Origin of the sequence: Mycobacterium bohemicum DSM 44277 (assembly GCF_001053185.1) — a bacterium.
GTDB classification, from domain to species: Bacteria; Actinomycetota; Actinomycetes; order Mycobacteriales; family Mycobacteriaceae; genus Mycobacterium; species Mycobacterium bohemicum.
In genome coordinates this window covers 62,053-86,502 of record NZ_CSTD01000001.1, presented here as the reverse complement: position 1 = coordinate 86,502, position 24,450 = coordinate 62,053, and the positions used below count along the sequence as shown (strand labels likewise).

The following is a 24,450-nucleotide window of genomic DNA, read 5'->3' as shown; positions in this document are numbered from 1 at the left end:
GGCGGCGAATGCGACGAGGCGCCGCGGCCGGATCAACAACCCTTGAGTCGCGCCCGCAGATAGTCGGCGACCCCGCCGATCGCGACCCGGTCCTGCGTCATGTCGTCGCGCTCGCGCACGGTCACGGCGTCGTCCTCGAGCGAGTCGAAATCCACCGTCACGCAATAGGGCGTCCCCACCTCGTCCTGGCGGCGGTAGCGGCGCCCGATGGCCCCGGCGTCGTCGAAGTCGATGTTCCAGCAGGTGCGCAACTCGGCGGCCAGGTCGCGGGCCTTGGGGCTCAAGTCGGCGTGCCGGGACAGCGGCAGCACGGCCGCCTTGATCGGCGCCAGCCGCGGATCCAGCCGGAGCACCGTTCGAGTGTCCATGCCGCCCTTGGCGTTCGGCGCTTCGTCCTCGCTGTAGGCATCGATGAGAAACGCCATGAACGATCGGGTCAGCCCGGCCGCCGGCTCGATGACGTAGGGGACATATCGGGTATCGGCGACCTGGTCATAGAACGACAGGTCGACGCCGGAATGCTTTGCGTGCGTGGACAAGTCGAAGTCGGTGCGGTTGGCCACGCCCTCCAGCTCGCCCCACGGGTTACCGGCGAAGCCGAATTTGTACTCGATGTCGACGGTGCGATCGGAGTAGTGCGACAGCTTTTCGGGCGGGTGTTCGAACAGCCGCAGGTTCTCGGGGTTGATGCCGAGGTCGACATACCATTGCCGTCGGGTGTCGATCCAATACTGATGCCACTCCTTGGCCGTCGACGGCTCGACGAAGAACTCCATTTCCATCTGCTCGAATTCGCGCGTGCGGAAGATGAAGTTGCCCGGGGTGATCTCGTTGCGGAAGCTCTTGCCGATCTGGCCGATACCGAACGGTGGTTTGCGGCGCGCGGTCGTGACCACGTTGGCGAAGTTGACGAAGATGCCCTGCGCGGTCTCCGGGCGCAGATAGTGCAGTCCTTCCTCGGTCTCGATGGGCCCGAGGTAGGTCTTGAGCATCATGTTGAACTCGCGCGGCTCCGTCCACTCCCCCTTGTTTCCGCAGTCTGGGCAGACGATCTCGGTCATCGGCACCGAATCAGGGTCGTCGATGCCCTTCTTCGCCGCGTACGCCTCCTGCAGGTGGTCCTGACGATGCCGGTGGTGACAGTTGAGGCACTCCACGAGCGGGTCGTGGAACACCTCGACGTGTCCCGAGGCGACCCACACCTGCCGCGGCAGGATGATCGAGGAGTCGATCCCGACCACGTCGTCGCGGCCGGTGACCACGGACCGCCACCACTGCCGCTTGATGTTCTCTTTGAACTCCACCCCCAGCGGACCGTAGTCCCACGCTGACCTGGTGCCGCCGTAGATCTCGCCCGCGGGGTAGACGAAGCCCCGCCGTTTGGCCAGGTTCACTACGGTGTCGATGACGGACGCCACGGCGTGGTTTCTCGCTTTCGGGATCGGGGAGCCAACGGACGCGGCAGAGCACCGCGAAGCATCCGTCATGTTAGCGGCCCGCTCCCGCGGCCTTTGACATGCGTCATCATGCATGTGACAGTGGAGGGCGGCCGCCCTCCCGGCCGGCACACACACAATCCGGGGCGCTACCCGGCACTTCTCGAGGTGATGGCACTCGTTCCCATGGTGATGTCCTCCACGCCCACTACCGCCGACGGCGACATGGGGCCGGGCCTGAGCGTCCTGAGTCCCGCCGCTGCCGCCGAGCACGGCGACGCGGCGGTCCATTCCGTGCTCGCCGCGTATCCGGTCCCGCCGCCGCGGGAAATCCTCGAGGCCGCCGGCGAACTCCTGCGCGCCCTGGCCGCCCCCGTGCGGATCGCCATCGTGCTGCAGTTGCGCGAATCGCAGCGCTGCGTGCACGAATTGGTCGACGCACTCGGGGTGCCCCAGCCGCTGGTCAGCCAGCATCTGAAGATCCTCAAGGCCGCCGGTGTGGTGTCGGGGGAGAGATCGGGCCGCGAGGTGCTCTACCGGCTCGCCGACCACCACCTCGCGCACATCGTGGTCGACGCCGTCGCGCACGCGAGCGAGGACACGGCATGAACGGCGCCACCGCACGGTCCACCCGCCAGCGGGCGGCCATCGCCACGCTGCTGGAAACGCTCGACGAATTCCGGTCGGCCCAGGAAATGCACGACGAGCTGCGGCGCAACGGGCAGAACATCGGCCTGACCACCGTCTACCGGACGCTGCAGTCCATGGCGGCGGCCGGGCTGGTCGACACGCTGCGCACCGACACCGGTGAGTCCGTCTATCGCAGGTGCTCCGAGCACCATCACCACCACCTGGTCTGCCGGCACTGCGGGTCGGCGATCGAGGTCGGCGACCACGAGGTCGAGCAGTGGGCCGCCGAGGTCGCCGCCAAATACGGCTTCTCCGATGTCAGCCACACCATTGAGATCTTCGGCACCTGCGCGGAATGCGGGTCGTAGCCGGCGATCAGGTCGTCAGCGCCAGGCGGATCCGGGCGCCCGCGTCCAGCACCAGTAACACCAGGGTGCGCAGGGCGTCGTCGGTGAGGCCGCCGCCGGGAAAGTTGTAGCGCAGCATGATGTCGGCGGTCTTGGACGCACCCCTGCCGGAGTTGCGCTGCGCCGTCTTCTCCCCGCTTTTCTCGGAGGCCTTCTCCACCACCGTCAGGCTGCCGAAGTTGATGTCGCGGGCCTGCCGGGCCACCTGTTCGCTGACCTTCTTGGTCAGCGGCAGGTCCCACGCCAGCACCTGGGTGAGTGACACCAGGTCCAGGCCTTCGGCGATCGTGACCACCCGCAACGACGCGAAGGTGCCGTCATGGCGCACCGTGAGCGCGCCGTCGGCCTCCTCCTCGACGGGGACGACCTCGCCGAGGATGGTGGCCAGGCGATCCTGCAGGGCCGGCATTGAATCCTCCCCGCCCGGCCCTGGTGCGCTTCCGGTCCCCACTACATCCTCACCGTGGGGACCCGGTGCGCCCGGCTCCGCCGCGCTTCCGGTCCCCACTACATCCTCACCGTGGGGACCCGGTGCGCCCGGCTCCGCCGCGCTTCCGGTCCCCACTAGGCGCTCCCGAATCTTCTGTTGCGCGAGGCGTATTCCTCGCAGGCCGCCCACAGATCGCGGCGGTCGTAGTCGGGCCACAGCTTGTCCTGAAAAATGAACTCGGCGTAGGCGGCCTGCCACAGCATGAAGTTACTCGACCGCTGCTCCCCCGATGAGCGGAGGAATAGGTCGACGTCGGGAATGTCGGGGCGCTGCATGTGCCGGGAAATGGTGGCCTCGGTGATCCGCTCCGGGTTCAACCGGCCGGCGGCGGCCTCCCGCGCGATCTGCTTTGTGGCTTCGGCGATTTCGGTGCGGCCCCCGTAGTTGACGCAGTAGTTGATGGTGATCACGTCGTTGTTCTTGGTCATCTCTTCCGCCACCGCCAATTCGTGGATGACGCTGCGCCACAGGCGCGGCCGGGAGCCGACCCAGCGAATCCGCACGCCCATCTCGTTGAGGTTTTCCCGCCGGCGGCGCACCACGTCGCGGTTGAACCCCATCAGGAAGCGGACCTCCTCGGCCGAACGCTTCCAGTTCTCGGTGGAAAAGGCGTAAAGGCTGAGCCATTTGATTCCGAGTTCGACTGCACCGCAAGCGATGTCGATGACCACCGCTTCGCCCATCTTGTGCCCCTCGGTGCGGCGCAGGCCGCGTTGGGTGGCCCAGCGGCCGTTGCCGTCCATCACGATGGCGACATGATTGGGCAGCCGATCGGCAGGGATCCGCGGGGCGGCCGCCTTCGAGATGTGCTGCGGCGGCCGGCGGGGCCCGCCGTCGGGAGACGGCGGCAGCTGCGGGAACACCACGGGCCAGGTGGAGGTGTCGGGGAAGGTGGGATAGTCGTCGGGTGCGGGGGGAAGCTGCGGAAACTCCGACGCCAACCTCCGCTCGGCTCTGCTAGCCACAGTCCATATCCTGCCCGGGTACCGCCGCGCGCAGTTCGGCGATCGTCTTGTCGACGTGGTACGTGCGCTCTACCAGGGGCAACGTCTTGAGCTGCCGTTCCAGATGCCATTGCAGGTGTGCGGCCACCAGTCCGCTGACGTAGCTGCGGTGCGACTGCGGGGCCTGGTCGGCGAACTCCCAGTCGCCGTCGTGCAGCGCGGACATCAGGTCCAGCACCCCCGGCGGCGGCGTGGTCGAACCGGCCGGGCGGCAGTGCGGGCAGACGCTGCCGCCGGCGGCGATGTGAAACGCCCGATGCGGGCCCGGCGTGGCGCAGCGGGCGCACTCGGTCAGCGCCGGCGCCCATCCGGCTATGCCCATGGCCCGCAGCAGATAGGCGTCCAGCAACAGGTCGCGGGACCGGCGGCCGTCGGCCACCGCCCGCAGCGCGCTCACGGTGAGCCGGTGCAGGGCCGGGGCGGGCGCCCGTTCCTCACCGGCGAGACGTTCGGCGGTTTCCAGCATCGCGCACCCACAGGTGTAGCGGCCGTAGTCGCTGACGATGTCGGTGGCGAACGCGTCGATGGCGACCACCTGGGTGACGATGTCGAGGTTGCGGCCGGGATGCAGTTGCACGTCGATGTGCGCGAACGGCTCCAGCCGCGCGCCGAATTTGCTGCGGGTGCGGCGGACGCCTTTGGCCACCGCCCGGACCAGCCCGTGCTCTCGGGTCAGCAGGGTGACGATCCGGTCGGCTTCGCCGAGCTTGTGCTGGCGCAGCACAACAGCCCGGTCTCGATACAGCCGCATCACCATATTTTCGCACCCCACCGCGACATCGCGGGTATCCGCGCCGTTAGTCTCCTAACCCGTGGTTGGCGCTTCGGGCTCCGGTTTCGGATCCGTTTCCGGGTCCGGTGGCCGGCGCCTGCCCACCCTGACCGACCTGCTCTATCAGCTGGCCAGCCGGGCCGTGACGTCGGACACCCTGGTGCGCCGCTCGCTGCACGCGATCAACGCCAGCCAGTCCACGCTGAACGCCTTCCGGGTGGTGCTGACCGAGTCGGCGCTCGCCGAGGCGGCCGCGGCCGACCCGCGGGGGCGCCTCTGCGTGGACCACGCCGACCTGCCCGATGCGGTCTGGCAGCGTGTCGCCCCGCATTTCGGGTTGCAGACCGATCCCGGGGCGATTGCGCGCATGACAGACGAGTCCCGGTTCTACTCCAAGGATCCGGGGGGCCGGGTTTTTGCCGGCGATACGGCTGCCCGCCGCCCGGTTACCGACGAGATGCGGGAAGCCGCGCAGCGCTTCGCCGAACCGGGATACCGCGCACTCAGGCCTTGACGGCGCTGACCAGGGTGTTGCGGGCGATCATCGACCCGGCTTCGGTGTCCGGCCCGGGCAGCGCGCGGCCGTTGTCGCGCAGGTAGTCGGCCAACGGGGTGCCCACCGCCGTCCAGCCCCGGGCGCCGAACCAGTCCGTCGCCGGCGCGCACCGCTCGTTGTACACCAATTGGAAGAACGGCCGCTCGGCCTCGCCCGACTCCATTGCGGCCCGCTCCTCGGCGCGGGCGGCCTCGAACGCGTCCGGCTCCATCGGCGCGCCGTCCTCGACGGCCACGTGGCTGCCGGCCGCGGCCAGGCCGTCGATGCCGCCGAACAGCTGCTCCTGAGCGGCCGCGGGGAGATAGATCAGCAGCCCCTCGGCGATCCACGCCGACGGCCTAGCCGGGTCGAACCCGCTGTCCCGCAACGCTTGCGGCCAGTCCTCGCGCAGGTCGATGGCCACCTCGCGGCGTTCGGCCCGCGGCTGGGCGCCGTGGGCCGTGAGCACCTCGCGCTTGAAGTCGAGGACCTGCGGCTGGTCCAGCTCGAAGATCGTCGTTCCGTCCGGCCAGTCCAGGCGGTAGGCGCGCGAGTCGAGGCCCGCCGCCAGGATGACCACCTGGCGCACGCCCGCGGCGGCGGCCCGGCGGAAGTACTCGTCGAAGTACTTGGTGCGGGCGCCCTGGAAGTTGACGAAGTGCTCCCCCCAGTCCGGGGTCTTCAGTTGGTGGTCGGGGACCTTGCCGTCGAGCACGTCGGCCGCCTGGCCGCCGACGGCCCGGCAGAACAGCTCAGCAAACGGGTCGACGGCCAGCGGGTCGGGCTTCTGCGCCTCCAGCGCACGAGCCATCGCGACGAACAACGCCGTCGATCCGACACTTGTGGTGATGTCCCAGGTATCGCCTTCGCTACGCACCCGATCGACAGTACCGAGTGCGGCTGTGAAGCTTTCGTGATGGCACGTGTTCGCCGGTACCCCTCCCGAGCGCTAATGAAAACGGTTATCGTTTGTCCGTGAGCGTCCCGCGCACCCGTGTGCACCGCGCAGCCGTCGCCGCCACCATCGCGGGGACCGTTGCCATGGCGGGCTGCTCGACGATCCAGAGCCACACCCCGACGGGATCGGGCGCCGCGACCGCGCCGGCGGGGAAAGGGACCACCGCCGCCGCGTCCTGCCCGACCGCCCCGGTCGCTGTAGTGGTCAGCGTGGATCAGTGGGGCGAAATCGTCTCCGAGCTGGCCCGCGCGTGCGGCATCGTCAAAACCGTGCTGGCCAGCTCATCCGTCGACCCGCACGACTATGAACCGTCGCCGGCGGATGCCGAGTCCTTCTCGGGCGCCAAACTTGTCGTCGTCAATGGCGACGGCTACGACTCGTGGGCCTCCAGGCTGGCCGCCAGCTCCGCGGCCGGCGCACACGTGGTGAGCGCGGCTGAGGTCACGAAGACCCCGGACGGCGCCAACCCGCATTTGTGGTATCTGCCTTCGGCGGTGACCGCCGTCGCCGATGCCGTGAGCGCCGAGCTGCGCAGGATCGACCCGCAAGCCGGTGATTACTTCAACCAGCGCCGCTCGGAATTTGCCGCGGCAATCACCCCGTACACCAGCCTGATCGGCAAGATCAGGGCCGCCGCGACGGGCAAGTCGTATGCGGCCACCGAGACAATCTTCGACTACCAAGCGCAGGCGCTGGGCCTCGTCAACAAGACCCCGGAGGGTTACCAGCGCGCGTCGGCGAACGACACGGATCCGTCACCGGCAGACATCGATGCATTCCGCACCGAGCTGGCCGGGCGACGCATCGACGTCCTGATCTACAACACCCAGACAGAGGGTTCGATCCCCCAGCAGATCCGGTCGGCTGCCGAACAAGCCGGGGTGCCCGTCGTCAACGTCACCGAGACCGTGCCGCCGGGGCAAACGTCGTTTGAGGGCTGGCAATATGCCCAGCTGGTCGCGGTGGGAAAGGCACTCGGTGTCGCGATCTGAGCCTGTCGCGCATTCCACCGCGCTCGCGTTCACCGACGTCAGCGCGGTGCGCGGCGGACGGACCATCTGGTCGCACGCCACCTTTGATGTGCCCACCGGCGGCCTGGTCGCGGTCATCGGACCCAACGGGTCCGGCAAAACCACCCTGCTACATCTGGTTCTTGGGCTGATTTCGCCCGCGGGTGGTCACCTCGAGGTATTCGGCCGCCGACCGGGCCAGGCCAACGATGGCATCGGCTATGTGCCGCAACACTATGCCGACGGATCGGGGGAAGCCGTCCGTGCCGCCGATGTCGTGCTGCTCGGACTCACCGGGCGACGGTGGGCCTTTGGGCGCACCACCGCAGCCCAACGCCGCCAGGTGGATTGGGCACTGGCCGCCGTCGAAGCCACCGGGATCGCGGACCGGCGGCTGTCGACGCTTTCCGGAGGGCAGCGCCAACGCATCGCGATCGCCGCCGCTCTGGTGGCGCGCCCCCACATGCTGATCCTCGACGAACCGCTGGCGTCACTGGATCTTCGCAGCCAGCGTGACATCGTCGCACTGCTGGCCCGGCTGCACGCCGAGTTGGGCGTGACGATCCTGGTGGTTTCTCATGACCTGAACCCGCTGCTGCCCATCCTCGACAGCGCGATCTACCTCCTCGACGGGCACCCCCGCTACGCACCCATCGACGATGTGGTGGACGATGCGCTGCTCACCCGGCTCTACGGCATCCCGATCCAAGTCGCGAACACGCTGCAGGGGGACCGGTACATGAGGAGCGTATTGTGACCTCACACGCCATCGCTTTTGGCTACCAACATAATTGGTGGCCGATTCTGACATCGGCGTTCATGGAGAACGCTCTGATCGGCGGCACCATCGTCGCCCTGGCCGCGGGGCTGATCGGCTACTTTGTCGTCGTGCGACGTACCGCCTTCGCGGCCCACGCGTTGGCGCACATCGGATTTCCCGGCGCCACCGGCGCGGTCCTACTGGGCGTGCCCGTAGGCGTCGGACTCGCCGTGTTCTGTGTCGGCGGGGCACTGGTCATCGGCGTGCTGGGCAAACGTGCCTCCGATCGCGAGGTGGTCACCGGGACGGTCCTGGCCATGGCGACCGGTGTGGGCCTGTTCTTCAGCTCGTTGGCCACCAAAAGCTCCAGTACGGTCACCAACGTATTGTTCGGCAACCTGCTGGCCATCTCGCCCGATCAACTGGTGAGCTTCGCGGCCCTGCTCGTGGTGCTGGGCCTCAGCGTCGGCATCATCTACCGACCGCTGCTGTTCAGTTCGGTAAATGCCCTTGTCGCCGAGGCGAAAGGCGTGCCCGTGCGCGCGCTGTCGATGGTGTTCATGGTGCTGCTGGGCGTCACCGTGACCATGGCCGTACAGGCCGTCGGCACGCTGCTGTTGTTCGCGCTGGTCGTGACTCCCGCCGCTACCGCGATCCTGCTGACCCCGCGCCCGGTGGTGGCCATGTGTGCCTCGACAGCGATCAGCTTGAGCGCGGTGTGGCTGGGCCTCGGCGCGTCAGCGATGTTCAACCTGCCGCCAAGTTTCCCCATCGTCACCATCGCCTGCGCCATCTGGTTGACCGCCTGGGCGAGCGACCGCCGCCGACGTGGCGCCGCCCGAGCAGCGGGTGAATTGCGCAGCGCCCCAGCCACCGTCACCGAGTCAACGACGGGGCCGAGCTCCGCCACCTCAGGGTTTTGACGACCATCCGCGCCGAAGGAGTTGTGTTTCCGGTGTCTTCGCTTTCTGAGCGCCCGCGGCGACGCTCCACGGCCAAGCAACGGGCCGTGTTGGAGGTCTTGCAAGAGCAGGAGAACTTCCGCAGCGCCCAGCAGCTTTATCTGGACGTCCGCCAGAAGCGACAGCTGCGGATCGGCCTGACCAGCGTCTACCGCATCCTGCGCACGCTGGCCGACGACCGCATCGCCGAGACGCAGCGCGCCGAGGACGGCGAGATCCTCTACCGCCTGCGTACCGGGACGGGTCATCGCCACTATCTGGTCTGCAGGCGCTGCGGCGCGGCCGTGGGATTCACCCCGGTCGAGGTCGAAGAGCACACCTACAGCCTGAGCCGTCTACACGACTACACGGACGTCACTCACTACGTCGATCTCTACGGCATATGTCCGCTTTGCCGGGCCGCCCCGGGGTCCGAACGCCCGGCCGGTCGACCGCATCCCGCCACGCTTCATTCAGAGGATCGCCGGGTGCCGTAGCGACGCCGGAATTTCTCCACTTGACCGGCGGTGTCGACGATGCGTCGCCCGCCGGTCCAGAACGGGTGTGAATCGGAGGTGACTTCGACGACGACAAGCGGGTACGTTTCGATCCCGTGCGGCGTCCGCCACTCGATGGTGCGTGAGCTGGTGAGGGTCGAGCGGGTCAAAAACATCGCACCGGTGGTGGCGTCCTGGAAGACGACGGGGTGGTAGTCGGGGTGGATGCCGGGCTTCATCGGGGGTCTCCGTCCTGGGTATGCCGGGCGGCCTTGTCCTCCACAACGTCTGTCATGGCCGCACACGGGTCCTCGTGCCAGTGTCCGAACGGGTCGTCGTAGTGGATCCAGTCCTGCGGGCAGCGGTACTCCTCGTCGGTGAGCAGCGCGCCGTGCAGGCCGTCGAGAATGTCGGAAAGCTCTGCGCCGCATAGCAGTACGGTCATCGCCGTGTGCCGATCGCCATGCCTGTCGTCCCATCTCAGCTCGGCGAACGCGCGCCGCTCGTCGTCGATACCCGCCAGCTCGGCGGTCGTCAGGGCGGCGAGCCATTTGCCGGCCGAGCTCACCCGCAATCCGCCGCCGGCCGATTCCAACCACATTGCGTGCTCGGGTTGGCTGGCCAGCCAGAGCCGTCCCCGGGTCCGGATCACGCCGTCGAGCAGCAGGTCGACACACGCGTGCAGGCGGTGCGGGTGAAAGGGGCGTCGGGAATTGAACTCCACCAACGTGATCGGGCCGCGGGGATCCAGGGGCGGCTCTCCGGCCAGCAGGGGACCGTGCGGATCATCGCTGCGGCCCCGCCGCGCGCCGGGCGGCAGATTGTCCAGGGCATGCTCGATGCCGTCCGCGCCCACCCGGATGCGCGCGCGGGGTGACAGGCGACGCAGCACGCCGGCCAAATGCGGGTCGGGCCGGTTGAGCACGACCACGTCGGCGAATTCGGCCTGACCGACCACCACCTGGGCGCAGGTGCGCCCGTCGTCGAGTTCGGCGTCGCCGAGGGCCTCGCCCAGCCAAGCCGATGAATCGACACAGGTCACCACGGCGGCGATCGACACGTCCAGAGCCGCAGGCCCGTCGACGTAGCCGGGCGCCACCCGGATCCGGACGCGGTCGATGGCCACGCAGATCGGTTCGGGCTCCAGCCACGGCGCCAGGTGCACCACGACGCGGTCGACGTCGTCGCGGCGGTGCAGCTGTCGCAGCAGCACCAGCAGGTCGTTGCGGGTGGTGCACGACACGCACCCGTGCGCGAGCTCGACCCCAACCTCCGCCGTCGTCAACACCCCACGCTGCAGCATCGCCGTCGTCCGGCGCACCACGTGACCGTCGAAACGATGCTCCACCACCAGCGTCCCGGGAGTTCGTAGCAGCGCCCCCACGACCGGATCGGTGCCGGCCTGGCCGGCGACGAGGATGACGGGCGTCCGCATCGCTTCTCCTTTTGAAAATCATTTTCATTAACGCTGGCCTTACGGTACCGTGTCCGGTGGGGCTTGTCGAAAATGATTTTCAATAACGGATCGAAGCCCAGGAAGGGAAGAGTGTCTGCTCATTGCCAAGTGACCGGCCGCGCACCGGGATTCGGCAACGCGGTGTCGCATTCGCATCGCCGCACGCCCCGGCGCTGGTCACCCAACATCCAACTCAAGACGTACTACCTGCCGTCGGAGGGCCGCCGGATCCGGCTGCGGGTCAGCGCCAAGGGGATCAAGGTCATCGACCGTGACGGCATCGAGGCCGTCGTGGCCAGGCTGCGCCGGCAGGGGCAGCGAATCTGATGGCGCGCAACGAGATACGCCCGATCGTCAAGCTGCGCTCCACCGCGGGCACCGGGTACACCTACATCACGCGCAAGAACCGGCGCAACGACCCCGACCGGCTGGTACTGCGCAAATACGACCCCGTGATCCGACGCCACGTCGACTTCCGCGAGGAGCGCTGAGCATGGCCAAGAAATCCAAGGTCGTCAAGAACGACCAGCGGCGCGCCATCGTGGCCCGCTACGCCGAACGCCGCGCCGAACTCAAGGAGATGATTCGCTCACCGTCGAGCACGGGGGAGCAACGGGAAGCCGCGCAGCGCGAGCTCGCGCGCCAGCCGCGCGACGCCAGCCAACCGCGACTCCGTCGACGGGCGCCCGCGCGGGCACCTGCGCAAGTTCGGGTTGTCGCGGGTGCGGGTCCGCCAATTGGCCCACAACGGGCAGTTGCCCGGCGTGCGGAAGGCCAGCTGGTGACGGCCAAGAAACCTCGGCGCGGTCGTCGGGCCGCGGACTTGCTTGTCAAGCCCAAGAAGAACCTTTTCGTCAGCATGGGGCTCAGCACGGTCGACTACAAGGACACCGCGGTGCTGCGAGTGTTCCTGTCGGAGCGGGGCAAGATCCGCTCCCGGCGCGTCACCGGGCTCACCGTCCAACAACAACGGCAGATCGCCACCGCGGTCAAGAACGCGCGCGAAATGGCGCTGCTGCCCTACCCGGGGGCGACGGTGGGCCACTGAAGCGTGCGGGGCGCCACGACATCCGGACGAATACGAAGGGATTGACCGTTGACTTCGCCGCAGGGCGGTACCGACCGCCCGTTCACCGTCGTCGTCTGCACCGCCTGTGCGGCGGCAGAAGCCCTCTCGGTGATCGAAGAACTTCGCCCCACCATCCGGCGCTGTCCCCACGCCATGCTGGTCTGCGCGACCTGCATGCTCGGAGCACTCACCTGCGCGTCGCGCCCAACCGGATTCGGGGTGATGGCTCTCGTCCAGCCGTGCACGAACGACCGGATAGCCTGCGGACCCCCCCATTGGATAGGCCCCATCACGGACACCGGCGAGGCCGCCGCCCTGTGCGATTGGCTCGAGCTCGGGCAATGGGAAAAGAAGCCCGCGCCAAGGCATCTCGGCAGACATCAGTATTGGACCCGCAACGCCGGCCGAAGGAATTGAGGCTCCGCCAAACCTCATCAACGGGGATAATCGTAGGGGTTGGCCGGGGCATCGATGCGGGTGACCGCGGTCGCCTGCAGCGTCGGAATCTTGGACGAATTCGATTGCCTGGGCGGGACTTCGCCCTCGACCCGAATCCATGTGTTGTCGGGTAGCCCTGTCGCTTGGGCGGCGGCGGGGCCACCCAGGTGGATTCGGGCCAATTGCGCGTCGGCCGCGCAGCAGATGATGACGATGCGACCAAGGTCCACGCCAGCGGCCTCGTGGAGAACGAAGCCGGTCACGGTGATGCGGCGATGCGTCAGCGACCCGGTGGTGTCCTGAGCCTCGCGCATCAGCACTTCCGGCAGCGATAGTTCGGGAGCCCTGCCGGGCGGCAGTGGCGGAAATGCCTGATTCAGAACGTCATTGGATACGGGCGTGACGGAAGGCGCGGCGGCCGAGGGCAGCAGCGCCGGCGGCTTGACGAAGCACAGCAGCAAGACCGGCAAGACGAGCAGCCAGACGATGGCGGCGCTGTGGGAATGCAGGTGATCGTGATCATCCGTCCCCGGGCCCCCTCTGCGGATGTCCCGGATGATCACAAACAGCGCCAAGGCCATGAGCAGCACACCGGAAGTGATCAGCCATGGCAGGAGTCCGACCTTGACGTAGCGGGTGAACGCGCCCGACCACGCGATGATGAGGACGCTGAGACCCACCATCAGCAGAACGACGTTTTCGCTCTCCCGGCTCATGGCCTGCCGCCGAGGGCGAAAAAGCCGACCGCACAAGCGCTTGCGATCGCGACGACGAACGTGCACGGCGCAAAACGTGCGGCGAAAACCCGCCCGAACATCCCGGCCTGCATCGCGAAAAGCTTGACGTCGACCGCCGGGCCCACAACCAGGAAGACGAGGCGCGGCAACAGGGGCACCATCGTCATGCTGGCGGCCACGAACGCGTCGGCCTCCGAGCACAACGCCAGCACCACGGCCAGTGCGGCCATCGCGAGCACAGCCAGGACGGGGTCGGCTGCCAGACGAGCGAACACCGACCGCGGTACCAACACGTGTAGCGCGGCCGCCGCGGCGGCACCCAACACCAAGTACGACGCGGCTTGCAGAAAATCGTGCCTGGCCGCTTCGGCGAACACCACCCGGCGTGATTCCGCTCTGGCGCCTGACGGCGGTAGCTTGCGGGTGATCCATTCCGGGCGGCCCCAACGCGCCCACGCCCACCCCATGATCAACGCGGTCAGCAGGGACGCCCCCGCGCGCGCGAAGACCATCTCGGGCGCACCGGGAAACGCCACCGCGGTGGCGATCAGCACGACCGGGTTGATCGCCGGCGCGGCGAGCATGAATGTCAACGCCGCGGCGCCCGTGGCCCCCCCGTCGCCGAACAAGCGCCGCGCCACCGGAACGGACCCGCACTCGCAGCCGGGCAGTGCCGCCCCTCCCACGCCGGCGGCCACCAAGCCGGCCACTGACGCCGGGGCGACAGCCGGGAGCGCCGCCACAGCCACCGCCGGGTTGGTGACCGCGTAGGCAAGGACTTCTTCGATGTGGGTCGGGAAATCGAACAGCTGCCAGCTGATCAGCCATTGAAAGGCCTGCACCGGATTTTGTGTGAGGTCGACCCCGAAGTTTTGAAAATCCTCGAAAAGTTCGAGGCTTCGGGCGATCCAGAATGACGCTTGGCCGGGATTCTGAAAAGTGTCGTAGGTGGCCCCGTTGATGGTGCCGCCTGCGGGATCCCAGTTGATGCCGAAGTTCTGCAGGAAGTTCGAAACGACGTTGTCGAACGGAAGGTCGATCGTCGGATCGTGGGCGAGTTGACTATTTCCGATACCGACGTTTTGCAGGGCATTGACGAGCCACTGCGGGAGATTCAGCGGGTTGTCGGTCTGACCCTGATTCAGGAGAAGGTTCGCGATCTGCTGCTGGATCCCCAGCGGGTTCTGCAGAAACTGCTCGATCTGCTGCTGGGCCGTCTGCAGGAACATCTGCGACGAAGCCTCGAACTGCTCGAACTGCTGCTCGGCCGCCTGCAGGAGCGTCTGCAGCGGGTTGGTGCTCGACGCGGCATCGGATTTCAGGATCTGCGGCGCCGGGGTGGTCTGCGGCGTCGACGCGACCGCGGCGCCGGCGACCGCTTGATAGGTGGCCATCGTGAGGGCGGCCTGAATCCACATCCGCGCATAGTCGGCCTCGTTGACCGCGATCGGGATCGTGTTGATCCCGAAGAAGTTCGTGGCCAGCAACACCCCGTGCACCACATGGTTGGTGGCCAGCTCGGGCAATGTCGGCATGGCCGCCAGCGCGGCGGTGTAGCCCGCGGCGGTGGTCTCCAGCTGGGCGGCCGCCGCCGTGCTGTTGGCGCTGGCCTGCATCAGCCACGCCAGGTAGGGAACGTACGCGGCCGCATACGACTCGGCGCTCGGCCCCTCCCACGCGCCGGCCTGCACCGACGCCAGTAACGCGCTGAGTTCCTGCGCCGCCGACGCGTACTCGGCACTCAGCGAGCTCCACGCCCCGGCGGCCGCCACCAGTGGCCCAGGGCCGGGGCCACTGCTGAGCAACGCAGAGTGCACCTCCGGCGGAGAAGCCATCCAGATTGGCGCCGTCATCGTCGGCCGCCTCCGACGAGATACGCCGATGCCGACGCCGCGTCGGCGGCGCCGTGGGCCGGCGCCGGGCGGGCGGTCAACGGTTGAAACGTCGCGCTCGCGTCGGCCAGTCCTTCGGGCACGACCCGCAACGTCATGGACAGACACTCCTCGTGTGCGCTCGGATGGATTGACACCACAGCTTACTGAAAATGATTGTCGTTAACAACTCGTCCGGTCGAGCTGGTGGCCACTATGGCGGGCACGACTGTGGCTCTACCGGAGCGAGTGTTCAGCCGCCGGTAGCCACGACCGGTTGCAGCCCGGGGCCGTCGGCCCGAATCAGCGTCCCTACCGGCTACACCAGCGGACGCCCGGTCCTGATCCGGCGGTCCAGGTCCCACAGCATCAGGTTGAACGGGAATCGGCGGACGAACCGCGGCATCATGGCGTTGATCGCCGCCAGCGTCGCCATCAGCCGGTCGAAGCGGCGCTGCCGGGCGGCATCCCACGGCAGGCCCATCTCGTCGCGGAAGCGCTGCGGCAGGAACCCCGTGGTGATCAGCAGGGGCAGGCGATCGGCGAAGCGCTGGATCGGGCCGGGGAGGTTCAGACCGGGCAGTCGCGACGCGGCGATCGGGTACAGGAAGTCGCGGACGGCGTCGTCGATGTGAACCTTCTCGAGCGAGTCCTGCCAGTAACGGTCGAAGGCGGCCCGGTCCGCCGGCCACATCTGCGGCGGCACCTGAAGTGTGGTGCCCAGCGACATGCCCTGGCGGTGCAGGCGATCGGCCTCCCGGTCGTCGAGTTCACCGATGAAGGTGCGGTAGATGTCCATGCCGCCCTTGTGGATGCAGGCGGCCACCCACAGCTGCAACTCGGGATCGAATGCGCTGTAGGAGACCGGGCTGTCGGGGGTGGAGTACACCTGCGCGTGCGCGCCGTTCACCGCCCGGCGGAAGGCCGCCTTCTGCGCGTCGGTGCCGGCGTTGGCGACCGCGATGTAGGTGAAGGTGGTGCGCGCCCGTTTGATGGGATGGCGGTCGATCCGGCCGCTTTCGACGCGGCTCTCCCGCACGCCGTGGCCGACGGCGGGACGTGACAGCTGCATGATCACGTTGGCCGACCCGGCCAGCAGCGCCACACCCATCAGGCCGAAGTCGCCCGCGACCCGTTCCCGCCGTCGCACCGGCCCCCGGCGGGCCGGGTCGGCAATCGGGCGCTCGACATGAGGGATCGGCTCCCCGACCACCGGCACCGCCACGGTAGATCCCCTCCGCTCCGGTCCGCTAAATCTGCGAACGCTCGTTTCCTGATAGTGGTCCGCACGCCGTGGCGGTGTCAAGATGGGTGCCATGGACGACAGGCCGACCGCGCGGCCCTACCGCGGGGTCGACGCCGCGCAGCGGCTGGCCACCCGCCGCAACCGCCTGCTTGCCGCGGGTCTCGAGCTGCTCGGCGCCGAACAGCCGGACCTCTCCCACGTCACGGTTCGCCGCGTGTGCCACGAATCCGGCCTGGCCGTCCGGTATTTCTACGAGAGTTTCCCGGACAAGGACGAATTCGTCGCGGCGGTCTACGACTGGGCAGTCGCCGGCCTGGCCGCCACCACGCAGGCCGCGATCGCGGCGGCACCCGCCCGCGAGCAGACCCGGGCGGCGGTGACCAACCTGGTGCGACGCCTCGCCGAGGACCCCCGGGTCGGGCGCCTGCTGTTCAGCATCCAGCTGGCGAACCCGGTGATCTCGCGCAAGCGCGCCGAATCCACCGCAATGTTCGCCATGCTGTCCGGCCAGCACGCCGGTGACACGCTGCGGGTGCCCGACAACGACCGGATCCGGGCCACCTCGCACTTCGCGGTCGGCGGCGTCGGGCAAACCATCAGCGCCTGGCTTGCCGGGGACGTGCGGCTCGAACCGGATCAGCTCGTCGATCAGCTGACGTCGCTGCTCAACGAGCTCGCCGACCCGGGGCTCTACCGCGTCACGGAAACAGTCACGGGAACAAGGGCAGATCCCACAGCCGCATCCCGGGATCGAGCAGCCACAGACGCATCATCGTCAGGCGGATGAGCCGTTGCGCGCTGAAGATCATGAAGGCGGCCACGGGCACCTCGATCAGCAGAGCGGTGGCCACCGACAGCCAGACATCCCGGGGGCCCGCCGTCATCAGGTCGAACCAGGCGTCGCAGATCAGCAGCACTCCGGTGGTGAACGCGGCCGGGACCAGGAGCTGGCGGCGAAGATAGCCCAAGACGGCCGTCGCCACCATGAACCCCATCAGCAGAAGGTCGAAGCCCACCCAGGTCAGCGGCCAGTTGTGCGCGACGTAGTCCTCCGGCAGCGTCACCGACAGATACCCCAGCCAGGGCACCATCACCGCCGAGCCGCCGACCATCAGGCTCAATCGGGTGCGTCGCACCCGGGCCAGGAACTCCGGGTCGATCAGGTCGCTCAGCGGCTGCTCCAGCCGGGTGATCAACTCGCGCCGCTCCAACGGAGTCAGCGCCGCGATCTGCGCGTCGGTCAGAACGGATTCGGTCGCGCTCATCCGACCGGTGCGGGGGGCCGTCGGTCAGCCGCCGTCCTGGGGGCGGTGTTGGTATCGCTCTCGTCGAACTCCTTGACCCAGCAGGCGAATTCGAGCGTGATCCCGTCGGGGTCCTGGAAGTAGAACGAGCGCACGTACACCCCCGGGTGCACCGTCGCGGAGACCTGCCTCTCGCTCTCGTCGTGGTTGAGCACCGGCCCCACCCGCACACCCTTGTCCTTGAGTCGCTGCCGGTAGGCGTCGAACTCCTCGGCGGGCACGTGGAAGGCCAGGTGGTTCATGCTGCTGACCGCGCTGGTGATGTCCCCGATGCCGGGGATGGCGGCCGGCGACGAGATCCCCGGCACCCGGTCGGCGGCGTCGGCGAACCAGAAGAACGCCACGCAGTCGCCGTTGCCGGCGTCGAAGAAGAAGTGCTGCCCCGCGCCGCGGGGCAGGTCCAGCGATTTGATCAGCGGCATGCCCAGGACATTGGAATAGAAGTCCACCGTGCGCGCCATGTCGGAACAGACCAGCGCGACGTGGTTGATCCCGCCGAGCTCGAATTCCGTGTTGGTGTTGTGCGGCCTGATCATCGTGCGGCTCCCATCGGTCCCCGGAGTGCCGGCCCTGGCCAAGGCTCGCCTCTGAATCTAACATCGGTCGAGCCCGGTATTTGTGCGCAAAGGAATTCAGCCTGTGGTCGTCGCCGAACCCGCCCACCGCGCCGGCGGCGCCCCGGACATCGTCCGCGAGTTCGTCGGACTCGAATCGCCCACCGCCGGGCGCGCCGGCGCCGGCGGGCACCCGTGTCAGGGCCTCTATCACCGGCCCGAGGGTCCCAAGCCCCGCATCGCGATGATCGCCGCGCACTACCAGATCGATTTCTCCGAGCATTATCTCGCCGGCTACATGGCCGCCCGCGGCATCGGCTTCTTGGGCTGGAACACCAGGTTCCGCGGCTTCGAGAGCAGCTTTCTGCTGGACCACGCCCTCGTCGACATCGGCGTCGGTGTCCGCTGGCTGCGCGAGGAGCAGGGCGTGGAAACCGTTGTGCTGCTAGGTAATTCCGGGGGCGGCTCGCTGATGGCCGCCTACCAGTCACAGGCCGTCGAGCCGAACGTGACCCCGCTGGAGGGCATGCGGCCCGCCGCCGGGCTGACCGACCTGCTTCCCGCGGACGGCTACGTGGCCACCGCGGCCCATCCCGGCCGCCCCGATGTGTTGACCGCCTGGATGGACGCCGCCGTCGTCGACGAGAACGACCCGGTGGCCAGCGATCCGGCGCTCGACCTGTTCGACGAGGGCAACGGGCCACCGTATTCGCCGGATTTCGTGGCCCGCTACCGCGCCGCCCAGGCCGCCCGCAACGACGCCATCACCGAATGGGCCGAGGCAGAGCTCAAACGCGTTCGGGCAGCCGGGTTCTCGGACCGCCCCTTCACGGTGATGCGCACCTGGGCCGACCCGCGCATGGTGGACCCCACCCTCGAGCCCACCAAGCGCCGGCCCAACCAGTGCTACGCGGGCGTCCCGGCCAAGGCCAACCGGTCCGCGCACGGCATCGCCGCGGCCTGCACCCTGCGCAGCTGGCTGGGCATGTGGAGCCTGCGGCGCGCGCAGACCAGGGCAGAGCCACACCTCGCCCGAATCAGCTGCCCGGCGCTGGTGATCAATGCCGAGGCCGACACCGGGGTCTTCCCGTCCGACGCGCGGCGCATTCACGACAGGCTCGCCGGCACGGACAAGACGAGTGCCTCCATCGACAGCGATCACTACTTCACCACGCCGGGCGCGCGCGACGAGCAGTCCGACGTCATCGCCGACTGGATTTCCCAGCGGTGGCCGTGAGGGTCCTGGCCCATTTCACCCCCGGGCATAGGGTGCTCAATATCGTTGCACCGGAATCGGATTGGCTGGATATTCGATGGTGCGCCGAGGACGACGACACCACCTTCTATCGGGAGTTGCCGGACGCGGAGGTGATTTGGCACGTGCTGCGCCCGCTGTCGGGGGCCGACCTGCGCCGCGGCGAGCGGCTGCGGCTGGTGCACAAGCTGGGCGCCGGGGTCAACACCATCGAGGTGGAGGCCGCGACGGAACGCGGGATCGCGGTCGCCAACATGCCCGGCGCCAACGCGCCCTCGGTCGCGGAGGGCACGGTCCTGCTGATGCTGGCCGCGCTGCGACGGCTGCCGGAGCTCAACCGTGCGGTGCGCCGGGGGGCCGGCTGGCCGTCGGATCCTCGCCTGGGCGAAACGGTTCGCGACATCGGCGGCTGCACCGTCGGACTGGTCGGCTACGGCAACATCGCCAAGCGCGTCGGCCGGATCGTCGCCGCGATGGGCGCGACCGTCCTGCACACCAGCACCCGCGACGACGGGCGGCCCGGGTGGCGGCCGCTGGCCGAACTGTTGGCCGCCGGCGACATCGTCTCGCTGCACCTGCCCCTGACCGCGCAGACCCACCATCTGCTCGATCGCGACGCCCTGGCCCGCCTGAAACCGACTGCGGTGCTGGTGAATACGTCGCGTGGCGCGGTCGTCGATGAAGCGGCGCTCGTCGACGCGCTGCGTGGCGGGCGGCTGGCGGCGGCGGGCCTGGACGTCTTCGAGCGCGAGCCCGTCGCGCCGGACAACCGGCTGTTGGAACTGGACAACGTGGTGCTCACCCCGCACGTCACCTGGTACACCGCCGACACCATGCGGCGGTATCTGACCGAGGCGATCGCCAACTGCCGCCGGCTGCGCGACGGCGAGCCGCTGGCCAATGTGGTCAACCAACCGACCGGTTGTTAATTTGAAGGCGCTTGCCAACAAGGACACCCCGAAAGCATGGGAAGGCGACCAATGCCGATCGCTATCACCGCCGAGCATCAAGACCTGGCCGACTCCGTGCGCTCCCTGGTGGCGCGCGTCGCGCCGTCCGAGGTGCTGCACCACGCCCTGGAGAACCCGGTCGAGAACCCGCCGCCCTACTGGCAGGCCGCGGCCGACCAGGGGCTGCACGGCGTCCACCTGGCCGAGTCGGTGGGCGGCCAGGGCTTCGGCATCCTGGAGCTGGCGATCGTGCTGGCCGAGTTCGGCTACGGCGCGGTGCCCGGGCCGTTCGTGCCGTCGGCGATCGCCAGCGCGCTGATCGCCGCACACGACCCCGAGTCCAAGGTGCTCGTCGAGCTGGCCTCTGGCGCGGCGATCGGCGCCTACGCGCTGGACAGCGGCGCGCTGACCGCCACCCGCCAGGGCGACACGCTGGTGATCCGCGGGGAGGTCCGCGCGGTTCCCGCGGCGGCGCAAGCGTCCATCCTGGTGCTGCCGGTCGCGATCGACAGCGGCGAAGAGTGGGTGGTGCTGCGCGCCGACCAGCTCGAGATCGAGCCGGTGAAAAGCCTGGACCCGCTGCGGCCCGTCGCGCACGTGCGGGCCAACGCCGTCGAGGTGGGCGCGGACGCCGCGCTGAGCAACCTGAGCATGTCGACCGCGCACGCGCTGATGACCACGCTGCTGTCCGCCGAGGCCATCGGCGTGGCGCGGTGGGCGACCGACACGGCCTCGCAGTACGCCAAGATCCGTGAACAGTTCGGCCGGCCGATCGGCCAGTTCCAGGCCATCAAGCACAAGTGCGCGGAGATGATCGCCGACACCGAACGGGCCACCGCGGCGGTGTGGGACGCCGCCCGCGCAATCGACGAGGCCAGCCAGAACGATTGGGACACAAAATCTTCCAAGATGGAATTCGCCGCGGCGGTGGCCGCGACGCTGGCGCCGACGGCCGCGCAACGGTGCGCCCAGGACTGCATCCAGGTGCACGGCGGCATCGGCTTCACCTGGGAGCACGACACCAACGTCTACTACCGCCGGGCCCTGATGCTGGCCGCGAGCTTCGGCCGGGCCGCGCAGTACCCACAGCACGTGGTGGACACCGCCACCACCACGGGCCTGCGCGCCGTGGACATCGACCTGGACCCCGACACCGAGAAGTTGCGGTCCGAGATCCGCGCTGAGGTCGAGGCGCTGAAGGCGATGGACCGCGAGCAACGCAAAGTCGCGCTGGCCGAGGGCGGTTGGGTGCTGCCCTACCTGCCCCGGCCGTGGGGCCGGGCCTCCGGCCCGGTCGAGCAGATCCTGATCGCCCAGGAGTTCACCGCCGGGCGGGTCAAGCGGCCGCAGATGGGCATCGCCACGTGGATCATCCCGTCGATCGTCGCGTTCGGGACCGAGGAGCAGAAGCAGCGGTTCCTGCCGCCCACCTTCCGCGGCGAAATGATCTGGTGCCAGCTGTTTTCCGAGCCGGGCGCGGGCTCGGATCTGGCGGGCCTGTCCACCAAGGCGACGCGGACCGACGGCGGCTGGCGAATCACCGGGCAGAAGATCTGGACCACCGCGGCGCAGTTCTCGCAGTGGGGCGCGCTGCTGGCCAGAACCGACCCGAGCGCCCCGAAGCACAACGGCATCACCTACTTTCTGCTGGACATGAAAAGCGAAGGCGTGCAAGTCAAGCCGTTGCGGGAGCTCACCGGCAACGCCATGTTCAACACGGTCTACATCGACGACGTGTTCGTGCCCGACGAGTGCGTGCTCGGCGAGGTCAACCGGGGCTGGGAGGTCAGTCGCAACACGCTGACCGCCGAGCGGGTGTCGATCGGCAGCAGCGACGCCAACTTCCTGGCCACCCTGCCGCAGTTCGTCGAGTTCGTCCGCGACGGGCACCTGGACCAGGTGGCGCAGCACCGCGCCGGGCAGTTGATCGCCGAGGGTCACGCCGCCAAGGTGATGAACCTGCGCTCCACGCTGCTGACGCTGGCCGGCGGTGATGCCATGCCGTCGGCGGCGATCTCCAAGCTGCTGTCGATGCGCACCGGGCAGGGCTATGCCGAATTCGCGGTGTCCTCCTTCGGCGGCGACGCCGCGATCGGCGACCCCGCCGAGCTGCCCGGCAAGTGGGGCGAGTACCTGCTGGCCAGCCGCGCCACCACGATCTACGGCGGCACCTCCGAGGTGCAGCTGAACATCATCGCCGAGCGGCTGCTGGGCCTCCCCCGCGACCCGTAGGGCGGGGCGGTCGGCCGTCCGGTCGCGAAACATAAACCGCCGCGACGCTTTTCGGCGTGTCGTGTGCGTGATTTATGTGTCGCGAAACCCGACGCGGGCTACGAGGACTTGCCGCCCTTGCTCTCGGCCTTCTCGGGGGCCTTTTCGGGTGCCTTCTCGGGGGCCTTGGCCTCGCCCGTCGCGCCGTCGTTGGCGTCGTCGGCATCCATCTCGCGCAGTTCGCGCTTGAGGATCTTGCCGGTCGGGTTGCGCGGCAACTCCTCGAGGAAGATCACTTCCCGCGGCACCTTGTAGCGGGCCAGGTGGTCGCGCACGTAGTGCTTGACGGTGTCCTCGTCGAGGCCGGAGCCGTCCTTCTTGACCACGAAGGCCCGCAGCCGGTGGCCCCACTCCTTGTCCTCAACGCCGATCGCCGTGGCCTCCACCACCTCGGGATGCCCACTGATCAGGTCCTCGACCTCGGCGGGGAAGACGTTCTCGCCACCGGAGACGATCATCTCGTCGTCCCGGCCGCTGACGTAGAGCAGGCCGTGCTCGTCGAAGTAGCCGACGTCCCCCGACGACAACAGGCCGTTGATGATCTGCTTGTTGCCGCCGCCGGTGTAGCCCGAGAACGGGAAGGTGTTGCCGACGAAGATCCGGCCGACCTCGCCCTGCGGCAACTCCCTGCCGTTGTCGTCGTAGATCTTGACCTTGACGCCCTTGACGACCGGTCCGACCGTCGCCGCGTTGCGTTCGAGGTCCTTGGGCCCGGCGATGGTGGCGAAGGCGATCTCGGTCGAGCCGTACATGTTGTAGATGACCGGGCCCATGTCCTTGAGCGCGCGGGCGGCCAGCTCCGCACCCAGCTGCGACCCGGACACGAACACGATGCGCAGGCTGGACAGGTCGGGCTTGGAGTCCATCTTCTCGATGGCGTCGAGGATCCGCGACAGCATCACCGGGACCACCACCATGGCGGTCACGTTGTGCTTCGCGATGTCCTCAAGCACCAACGGCGGCTTGAACTTTCGCCGCAGCACCAGCGTCGAGCCCAGGAACATCGCGATGGTGCCGTGCAGGAAACCGAGCGCGTGGAACATCGGCGCCGGCAGCGAGGTCACCTCGTTGGCCTTGAACGGCACGTGCGAGAGGATGCCGCCGATCGGCGCGAGGGTCGGCGGGGTGCTGCGGTTGGCGCCCTTGGGGGTGCCGGTCGTGCCGCTCGTCAGGATGATGATCGACGCGTGCTTGCTCGCCTTGGGGGCGGGCGCTTTGCTGCTGCGCGCGATCAGGTCTTCCAGCGTCTCGTCGTCGCTGCCGGACGGCTCGTCGGCGTCCGGGTTCACCCCGAGCGCCCGCAGCTTTCCCAGGGGTGGCTCCGCCTTGCTGACGGCCTTGGTGTACTCGTCGTCGTAGATGATCAGCTTGGCGCCCTCGCGCTCGGAGACCTCCTGGATCTGCGGACCGGAGAACTCGCTGTTGAGCAGGATGATGCGGGCGCCCACCCGGGCGCACCCGAAGTACGCGATCAGGAACCACCGGTGGTTGCGGGCCAGCAGCGCGACGCCGTCGCCGCCCTTGATGCCCTTGTCGATCAGGCCGTTGGCCACCGCGTGGGCCGCCTCGTCGAGCTCGCGGAAGGTGAACTCGCCGTCCTCGTCGATGCAGGCGGCGCGGTCGGGCGTGCGCCGGGCGTTCAGCGACGGCAGCATGCCGAACTCGCCCCACTTGTAGATGTCGTTGGCCATCGCCGCGTAGTTCTGCGGCGGCTCGAGCCGGAACGCGCCCGATTCGATGATCCTGCGCAGGTAGTGCAATTCGGCCGAGCCGCGTTCCACGTACTGCTGAACCTTGGCTACCGCCTGCCCGGGCAGGCCAATCAGATTAGGCATGGCTCCCACCATATGTGACGTCCG

The 24,450-nt window shown here is 68.5% G+C and carries 25 protein-coding genes and 6 pseudogenes; 16 read left to right on the top strand and 15 right to left on the bottom strand.

Annotation, left to right across the window (positions count from 1 at the left end):
- Nucleotides 1-32: 32 nt before the first annotated feature.
- The gene (locus BN971_RS00435) at nucleotides 33-1,487 is read right to left on the bottom strand and encodes a glycine--tRNA ligase (RefSeq protein ID WP_170322094.1); all 1,455 of its coding nucleotides are present in this window, start codon (nucleotides 1,485-1,487) and stop codon (nucleotides 33-35) included.
- Nucleotides 1,488-1,622: 135 nt separating this feature from the next.
- Here BN971_RS00435 and BN971_RS00430 point away from each other — a divergent pair, with 135 nt between their 5' ends.
- Both BN971_RS00430 and BN971_RS00425 read left to right on the top strand, forming a co-directional pair.
- Nucleotides 1,623-2,045 (top strand): ArsR/SmtB family transcription factor, encoded by a 423-nt coding sequence (locus tag BN971_RS00430; protein ID WP_169718672.1) that lies wholly within the window; start codon nucleotides 1,623-1,625, stop codon nucleotides 2,043-2,045.
- Nucleotides 2,042-2,434, top strand: a complete 393-nt coding sequence (locus BN971_RS00425) for a Fur family transcriptional regulator (protein WP_085182917.1) — start codon at nucleotides 2,042-2,044, stop codon at nucleotides 2,432-2,434. Before BN971_RS00430 ends, BN971_RS00425 begins: the two co-directional genes overlap by 4 nt.
- Before the next feature lie 7 nt (nucleotides 2,435-2,441).
- On the opposite strand, the gene BN971_RS00420 is transcribed toward BN971_RS00425, so the two are convergent.
- The 3 genes from BN971_RS00420 to recO all read right to left on the bottom strand — a co-directional run bounded on the left by BN971_RS00420 (nucleotide 2,442) and on the right by recO (nucleotide 4,718).
- Nucleotides 2,442-2,882, bottom strand: a complete 441-nt coding sequence (locus BN971_RS00420) for a hypothetical protein (protein ID WP_085182918.1) — start codon at nucleotides 2,880-2,882, stop codon at nucleotides 2,442-2,444.
- Nucleotides 2,883-3,037: 155 nt separating this feature from the next.
- Nucleotides 3,038-3,928 carry a decaprenyl diphosphate synthase gene (locus BN971_RS00415; RefSeq protein WP_085182919.1) on the bottom strand — a complete coding sequence of 297 codons (891 nt, stop codon included), beginning with the start codon at nucleotides 3,926-3,928 and terminating at the stop codon, nucleotides 3,038-3,040.
- Entirely contained in the window at nucleotides 3,921-4,718 is a 798-nt protein-coding gene (gene recO, locus BN971_RS00410) for a DNA repair protein RecO (RefSeq protein ID WP_085183251.1), read from the bottom strand. Before recO ends, BN971_RS00415 begins: the two co-directional genes overlap by 8 nt.
- Nucleotides 4,719-4,779: 61 nt before the next feature.
- Between recO and BN971_RS00405 the strand changes: the two are divergent.
- Nucleotides 4,780-5,007, top strand: a pseudogene (locus BN971_RS00405) (amidase); the annotation flags it as partial.
- 235 nt (nucleotides 5,008-5,242) lie between these two features.
- Here BN971_RS00405 and BN971_RS00400 read toward each other — a convergent pair.
- Nucleotides 5,243-6,151: a class I SAM-dependent methyltransferase gene (locus tag BN971_RS00400; protein ID WP_085181787.1), complete on the bottom strand. Its 909-nt coding sequence runs from the start codon at nucleotides 6,149-6,151 to the stop codon at nucleotides 5,243-5,245.
- 281 nt (nucleotides 6,152-6,432) lie between these two features.
- Between BN971_RS00400 and BN971_RS00395 the strand changes: the two genes are divergently transcribed.
- From BN971_RS00395 to BN971_RS00380, 4 genes are all read left to right on the top strand, one after another.
- Complete coding sequence (locus BN971_RS00395; RefSeq protein ID WP_085181801.1) at nucleotides 6,433-7,224, top strand: metal ABC transporter solute-binding protein, Zn/Mn family; 792 nt, start codon at nucleotides 6,433-6,435, stop codon at nucleotides 7,222-7,224.
- Entirely contained in the window at nucleotides 7,211-7,999 is a 789-nt protein-coding gene (locus tag BN971_RS00390) for a metal ABC transporter ATP-binding protein (RefSeq protein ID WP_085181788.1), read from the top strand. Before BN971_RS00395 ends, BN971_RS00390 begins: the two co-directional genes overlap by 14 nt.
- Before the next feature lie 62 nt (nucleotides 8,000-8,061).
- Complete coding sequence (locus BN971_RS00385) at nucleotides 8,062-8,925, top strand: metal ABC transporter permease (RefSeq protein WP_085181789.1); 864 nt, start codon at nucleotides 8,062-8,064, stop codon at nucleotides 8,923-8,925.
- Nucleotides 8,926-9,011: 86 nt separating this feature from the next.
- The gene (locus tag BN971_RS00380; RefSeq protein ID WP_249262693.1) at nucleotides 9,012-9,440 is read left to right on the top strand and encodes a Fur family transcriptional regulator; all 429 of its coding nucleotides are present in this window, start codon (nucleotides 9,012-9,014) and stop codon (nucleotides 9,438-9,440) included.
- On the opposite strand, the gene BN971_RS00375 is transcribed toward BN971_RS00380, so the two are convergent.
- Together BN971_RS00375 and mrf are read right to left on the bottom strand one after the other, a co-directional pair.
- Nucleotides 9,413-9,679, bottom strand: coding sequence for a type B 50S ribosomal protein L31 (locus BN971_RS00375; RefSeq protein ID WP_085181797.1), 267 nt, complete (start codon nucleotides 9,677-9,679; stop codon nucleotides 9,413-9,415). The genes BN971_RS00380 and BN971_RS00375 overlap by 28 nt on opposite strands.
- The gene (gene mrf, locus BN971_RS00370; RefSeq protein WP_085181790.1) at nucleotides 9,676-10,875 is read right to left on the bottom strand and encodes a ribosome hibernation factor-recruiting GTPase MRF; all 1,200 of its coding nucleotides are present in this window, start codon (nucleotides 10,873-10,875) and stop codon (nucleotides 9,676-9,678) included. The genes BN971_RS00375 and mrf overlap by 4 nt, the downstream gene beginning before the upstream one ends.
- Before the next feature lie 111 nt (nucleotides 10,876-10,986).
- Between mrf and rpmB the strand changes: the two genes are divergently transcribed.
- From rpmB to BN971_RS00345, 5 genes and pseudogenes are all read left to right on the top strand, one after another.
- Nucleotides 10,987-11,223 carry a 50S ribosomal protein L28 gene (rpmB, locus tag BN971_RS00365; RefSeq protein ID WP_085181791.1) on the top strand — a complete coding sequence of 79 codons (237 nt, stop codon included), beginning with the start codon at nucleotides 10,987-10,989 and terminating at the stop codon, nucleotides 11,221-11,223.
- A complete protein-coding gene (gene rpmG / locus BN971_RS00360) occupies nucleotides 11,223-11,387 on the top strand; it encodes a 50S ribosomal protein L33 (protein ID WP_068275540.1) in 165 nt (54 codons plus the stop codon). The genes rpmB and rpmG overlap by 1 nt, the downstream gene beginning before the upstream one ends.
- 2 nt (nucleotides 11,388-11,389) lie before the next feature.
- Nucleotides 11,390-11,681 (top strand): annotated as a pseudogene (gene rpsN / locus BN971_RS00355) (30S ribosomal protein S14).
- Nucleotides 11,678-11,944: a 30S ribosomal protein S18 gene (rpsR, locus tag BN971_RS00350; RefSeq protein ID WP_085181793.1), complete on the top strand. Its 267-nt coding sequence runs from the start codon at nucleotides 11,678-11,680 to the stop codon at nucleotides 11,942-11,944. The pseudogene rpsN and the gene rpsR overlap by 4 nt, the downstream one beginning before the upstream one ends.
- Nucleotides 11,945-11,992: 48 nt before the next feature.
- Nucleotides 11,993-12,382 (top strand): hypothetical protein, encoded by a 390-nt coding sequence (locus BN971_RS00345; protein ID WP_085181794.1) that lies wholly within the window; start codon nucleotides 11,993-11,995, stop codon nucleotides 12,380-12,382.
- A gap of 17 nt (nucleotides 12,383-12,399) precedes the next feature.
- On the opposite strand, the gene BN971_RS00340 is transcribed toward BN971_RS00345, so the two are convergent.
- The 5 genes and pseudogenes from BN971_RS00340 to BN971_RS00320 form a co-directional block, all read right to left on the bottom strand.
- Nucleotides 12,400-13,119 carry a TIGR03943 family putative permease subunit gene (locus BN971_RS00340; RefSeq protein WP_085181795.1) on the bottom strand — a complete coding sequence of 240 codons (720 nt, stop codon included), beginning with the start codon at nucleotides 13,117-13,119 and terminating at the stop codon, nucleotides 12,400-12,402.
- Nucleotides 13,116-13,856 (bottom strand): annotated as a pseudogene (locus BN971_RS26530) (permease); the annotation flags it as partial. The pseudogene BN971_RS26530 and the gene BN971_RS00340, both read right to left, overlap by 4 nt.
- A 585-nt stretch (nucleotides 13,857-14,441) precedes the next feature.
- A pseudogene (locus BN971_RS26525) lies at nucleotides 14,442-14,993 on the bottom strand (PPE family protein); the annotation flags it as partial.
- A 35-nt stretch (nucleotides 14,994-15,028) separates the two neighbouring features.
- Nucleotides 15,029-15,130: pseudogene (locus BN971_RS24350) on the bottom strand (PE family protein); the annotation flags it as partial.
- Nucleotides 15,131-15,330: 200 nt separating this feature from the next.
- Nucleotides 15,331-16,236 (bottom strand): oxygenase MpaB family protein, encoded by a 906-nt coding sequence (locus tag BN971_RS00320; protein WP_245836957.1) that lies wholly within the window; start codon nucleotides 16,234-16,236, stop codon nucleotides 15,331-15,333.
- 82 nt (nucleotides 16,237-16,318) lie between these two features.
- Here BN971_RS00320 and BN971_RS00315 point away from each other — a divergent pair, with 82 nt between their 5' ends.
- On the top strand, nucleotides 16,319-17,044 hold the full coding sequence (locus BN971_RS00315; RefSeq protein WP_085182176.1) for a TetR/AcrR family transcriptional regulator: 726 nt from the start codon (nucleotides 16,319-16,321) through the stop codon (nucleotides 17,042-17,044).
- Here the strand turns inward: BN971_RS00315 and BN971_RS00310 are convergent.
- Together BN971_RS00310 and BN971_RS00305 are read right to left on the bottom strand one after the other, a co-directional pair.
- Nucleotides 16,968-17,522, bottom strand: a complete 555-nt coding sequence (locus BN971_RS00310) for a hypothetical protein (protein WP_085182177.1) — start codon at nucleotides 17,520-17,522, stop codon at nucleotides 16,968-16,970. The genes BN971_RS00315 and BN971_RS00310 overlap by 77 nt on opposite strands.
- Nucleotides 17,519-18,097, bottom strand: coding sequence for a VOC family protein (locus tag BN971_RS00305; protein WP_085182178.1), 579 nt, complete (start codon nucleotides 18,095-18,097; stop codon nucleotides 17,519-17,521). Before BN971_RS00305 ends, BN971_RS00310 begins: the two co-directional genes overlap by 4 nt.
- 103 nt (nucleotides 18,098-18,200) lie before the next feature.
- Between BN971_RS00305 and BN971_RS00300 the strand changes: the two genes are divergently transcribed.
- Genes BN971_RS00300 through BN971_RS00290 form a run of 3 tightly spaced genes read left to right on the top strand, consistent with a single transcriptional unit; the run spans nucleotide 18,201 to nucleotide 22,552 of the window.
- Entirely contained in the window at nucleotides 18,201-19,352 is a 1,152-nt protein-coding gene (locus tag BN971_RS00300; RefSeq protein ID WP_170322093.1) for an alpha/beta hydrolase, read from the top strand.
- Entirely contained in the window at nucleotides 19,343-20,299 is a 957-nt protein-coding gene (locus tag BN971_RS00295) for a 2-hydroxyacid dehydrogenase (RefSeq protein WP_170322092.1), read from the top strand. The genes BN971_RS00300 and BN971_RS00295 overlap by 10 nt, the downstream gene beginning before the upstream one ends.
- 51 nt (nucleotides 20,300-20,350) lie before the next feature.
- Entirely contained in the window at nucleotides 20,351-22,552 is a 2,202-nt protein-coding gene (locus BN971_RS00290) for an acyl-CoA dehydrogenase family protein (protein ID WP_085182179.1), read from the top strand.
- Between the two features lie 206 nt (nucleotides 22,553-22,758).
- Here BN971_RS00290 and fadD2 read toward each other — a convergent pair.
- Nucleotides 22,759-24,426: pseudogene (gene fadD2 / locus BN971_RS00285) on the bottom strand (long-chain-fatty-acid--CoA ligase FadD2); the annotation flags it as partial.
- Between the last annotated feature and the right edge of the window lie 24 nt (nucleotides 24,427-24,450).

What these genes read in the sequence shown, in the direction of transcription:
- BN971_RS00435 (WP_170322094.1), bottom strand. Translation starts at nt 1,487, where the DNA reads ATGACGGATGCTTCGCGGTGCTCTGCCGCGTCCGTTGGCTCCCCGATC.
- BN971_RS00430 (WP_169718672.1), top strand. Translation starts at nt 1,623, where the DNA reads ATGGTGATGTCCTCCACGCCCACTACCGCCGACGGCGACATGGGGCCG.
- BN971_RS00425 (WP_085182917.1), top strand. Translation starts at nt 2,042, where the DNA reads ATGAACGGCGCCACCGCACGGTCCACCCGCCAGCGGGCGGCCATCGCC.
- BN971_RS00420 (WP_085182918.1), bottom strand. Translation starts at nt 2,882, where the DNA reads ATGCCGGCCCTGCAGGATCGCCTGGCCACCATCCTCGGCGAGGTCGTC.
- recO (WP_085183251.1), bottom strand. Translation starts at nt 4,718, where the DNA reads ATGCGGCTGTATCGAGACCGGGCTGTTGTGCTGCGCCAGCACAAGCTC.
- BN971_RS00385 (WP_085181789.1), top strand. Translation starts at nt 8,062, where the DNA reads ATGGAGAACGCTCTGATCGGCGGCACCATCGTCGCCCTGGCCGCGGGG.
- BN971_RS00375 (WP_085181797.1), bottom strand. Translation starts at nt 9,679, where the DNA reads ATGAAGCCCGGCATCCACCCCGACTACCACCCCGTCGTCTTCCAGGAC.
- mrf (WP_085181790.1), bottom strand. Translation starts at nt 10,875, where the DNA reads ATGCGGACGCCCGTCATCCTCGTCGCCGGCCAGGCCGGCACCGATCCG.
- rpmG (WP_068275540.1), top strand. Translation starts at nt 11,223, where the DNA reads ATGGCGCGCAACGAGATACGCCCGATCGTCAAGCTGCGCTCCACCGCG.
- BN971_RS00340 (WP_085181795.1), bottom strand. Translation starts at nt 13,119, where the DNA reads ATGAGCCGGGAGAGCGAAAACGTCGTTCTGCTGATGGTGGGTCTCAGC.
- BN971_RS00315 (WP_085182176.1), top strand. Translation starts at nt 16,319, where the DNA reads ATGGGTGCCATGGACGACAGGCCGACCGCGCGGCCCTACCGCGGGGTC.
- BN971_RS00310 (WP_085182177.1), bottom strand. Translation starts at nt 17,522, where the DNA reads ATGAGCGCGACCGAATCCGTTCTGACCGACGCGCAGATCGCGGCGCTG.
- BN971_RS00305 (WP_085182178.1), bottom strand. Translation starts at nt 18,097, where the DNA reads ATGATCAGGCCGCACAACACCAACACGGAATTCGAGCTCGGCGGGATC.
- BN971_RS00290 (WP_085182179.1), top strand. Translation starts at nt 20,351, where the DNA reads ATGCCGATCGCTATCACCGCCGAGCATCAAGACCTGGCCGACTCCGTG.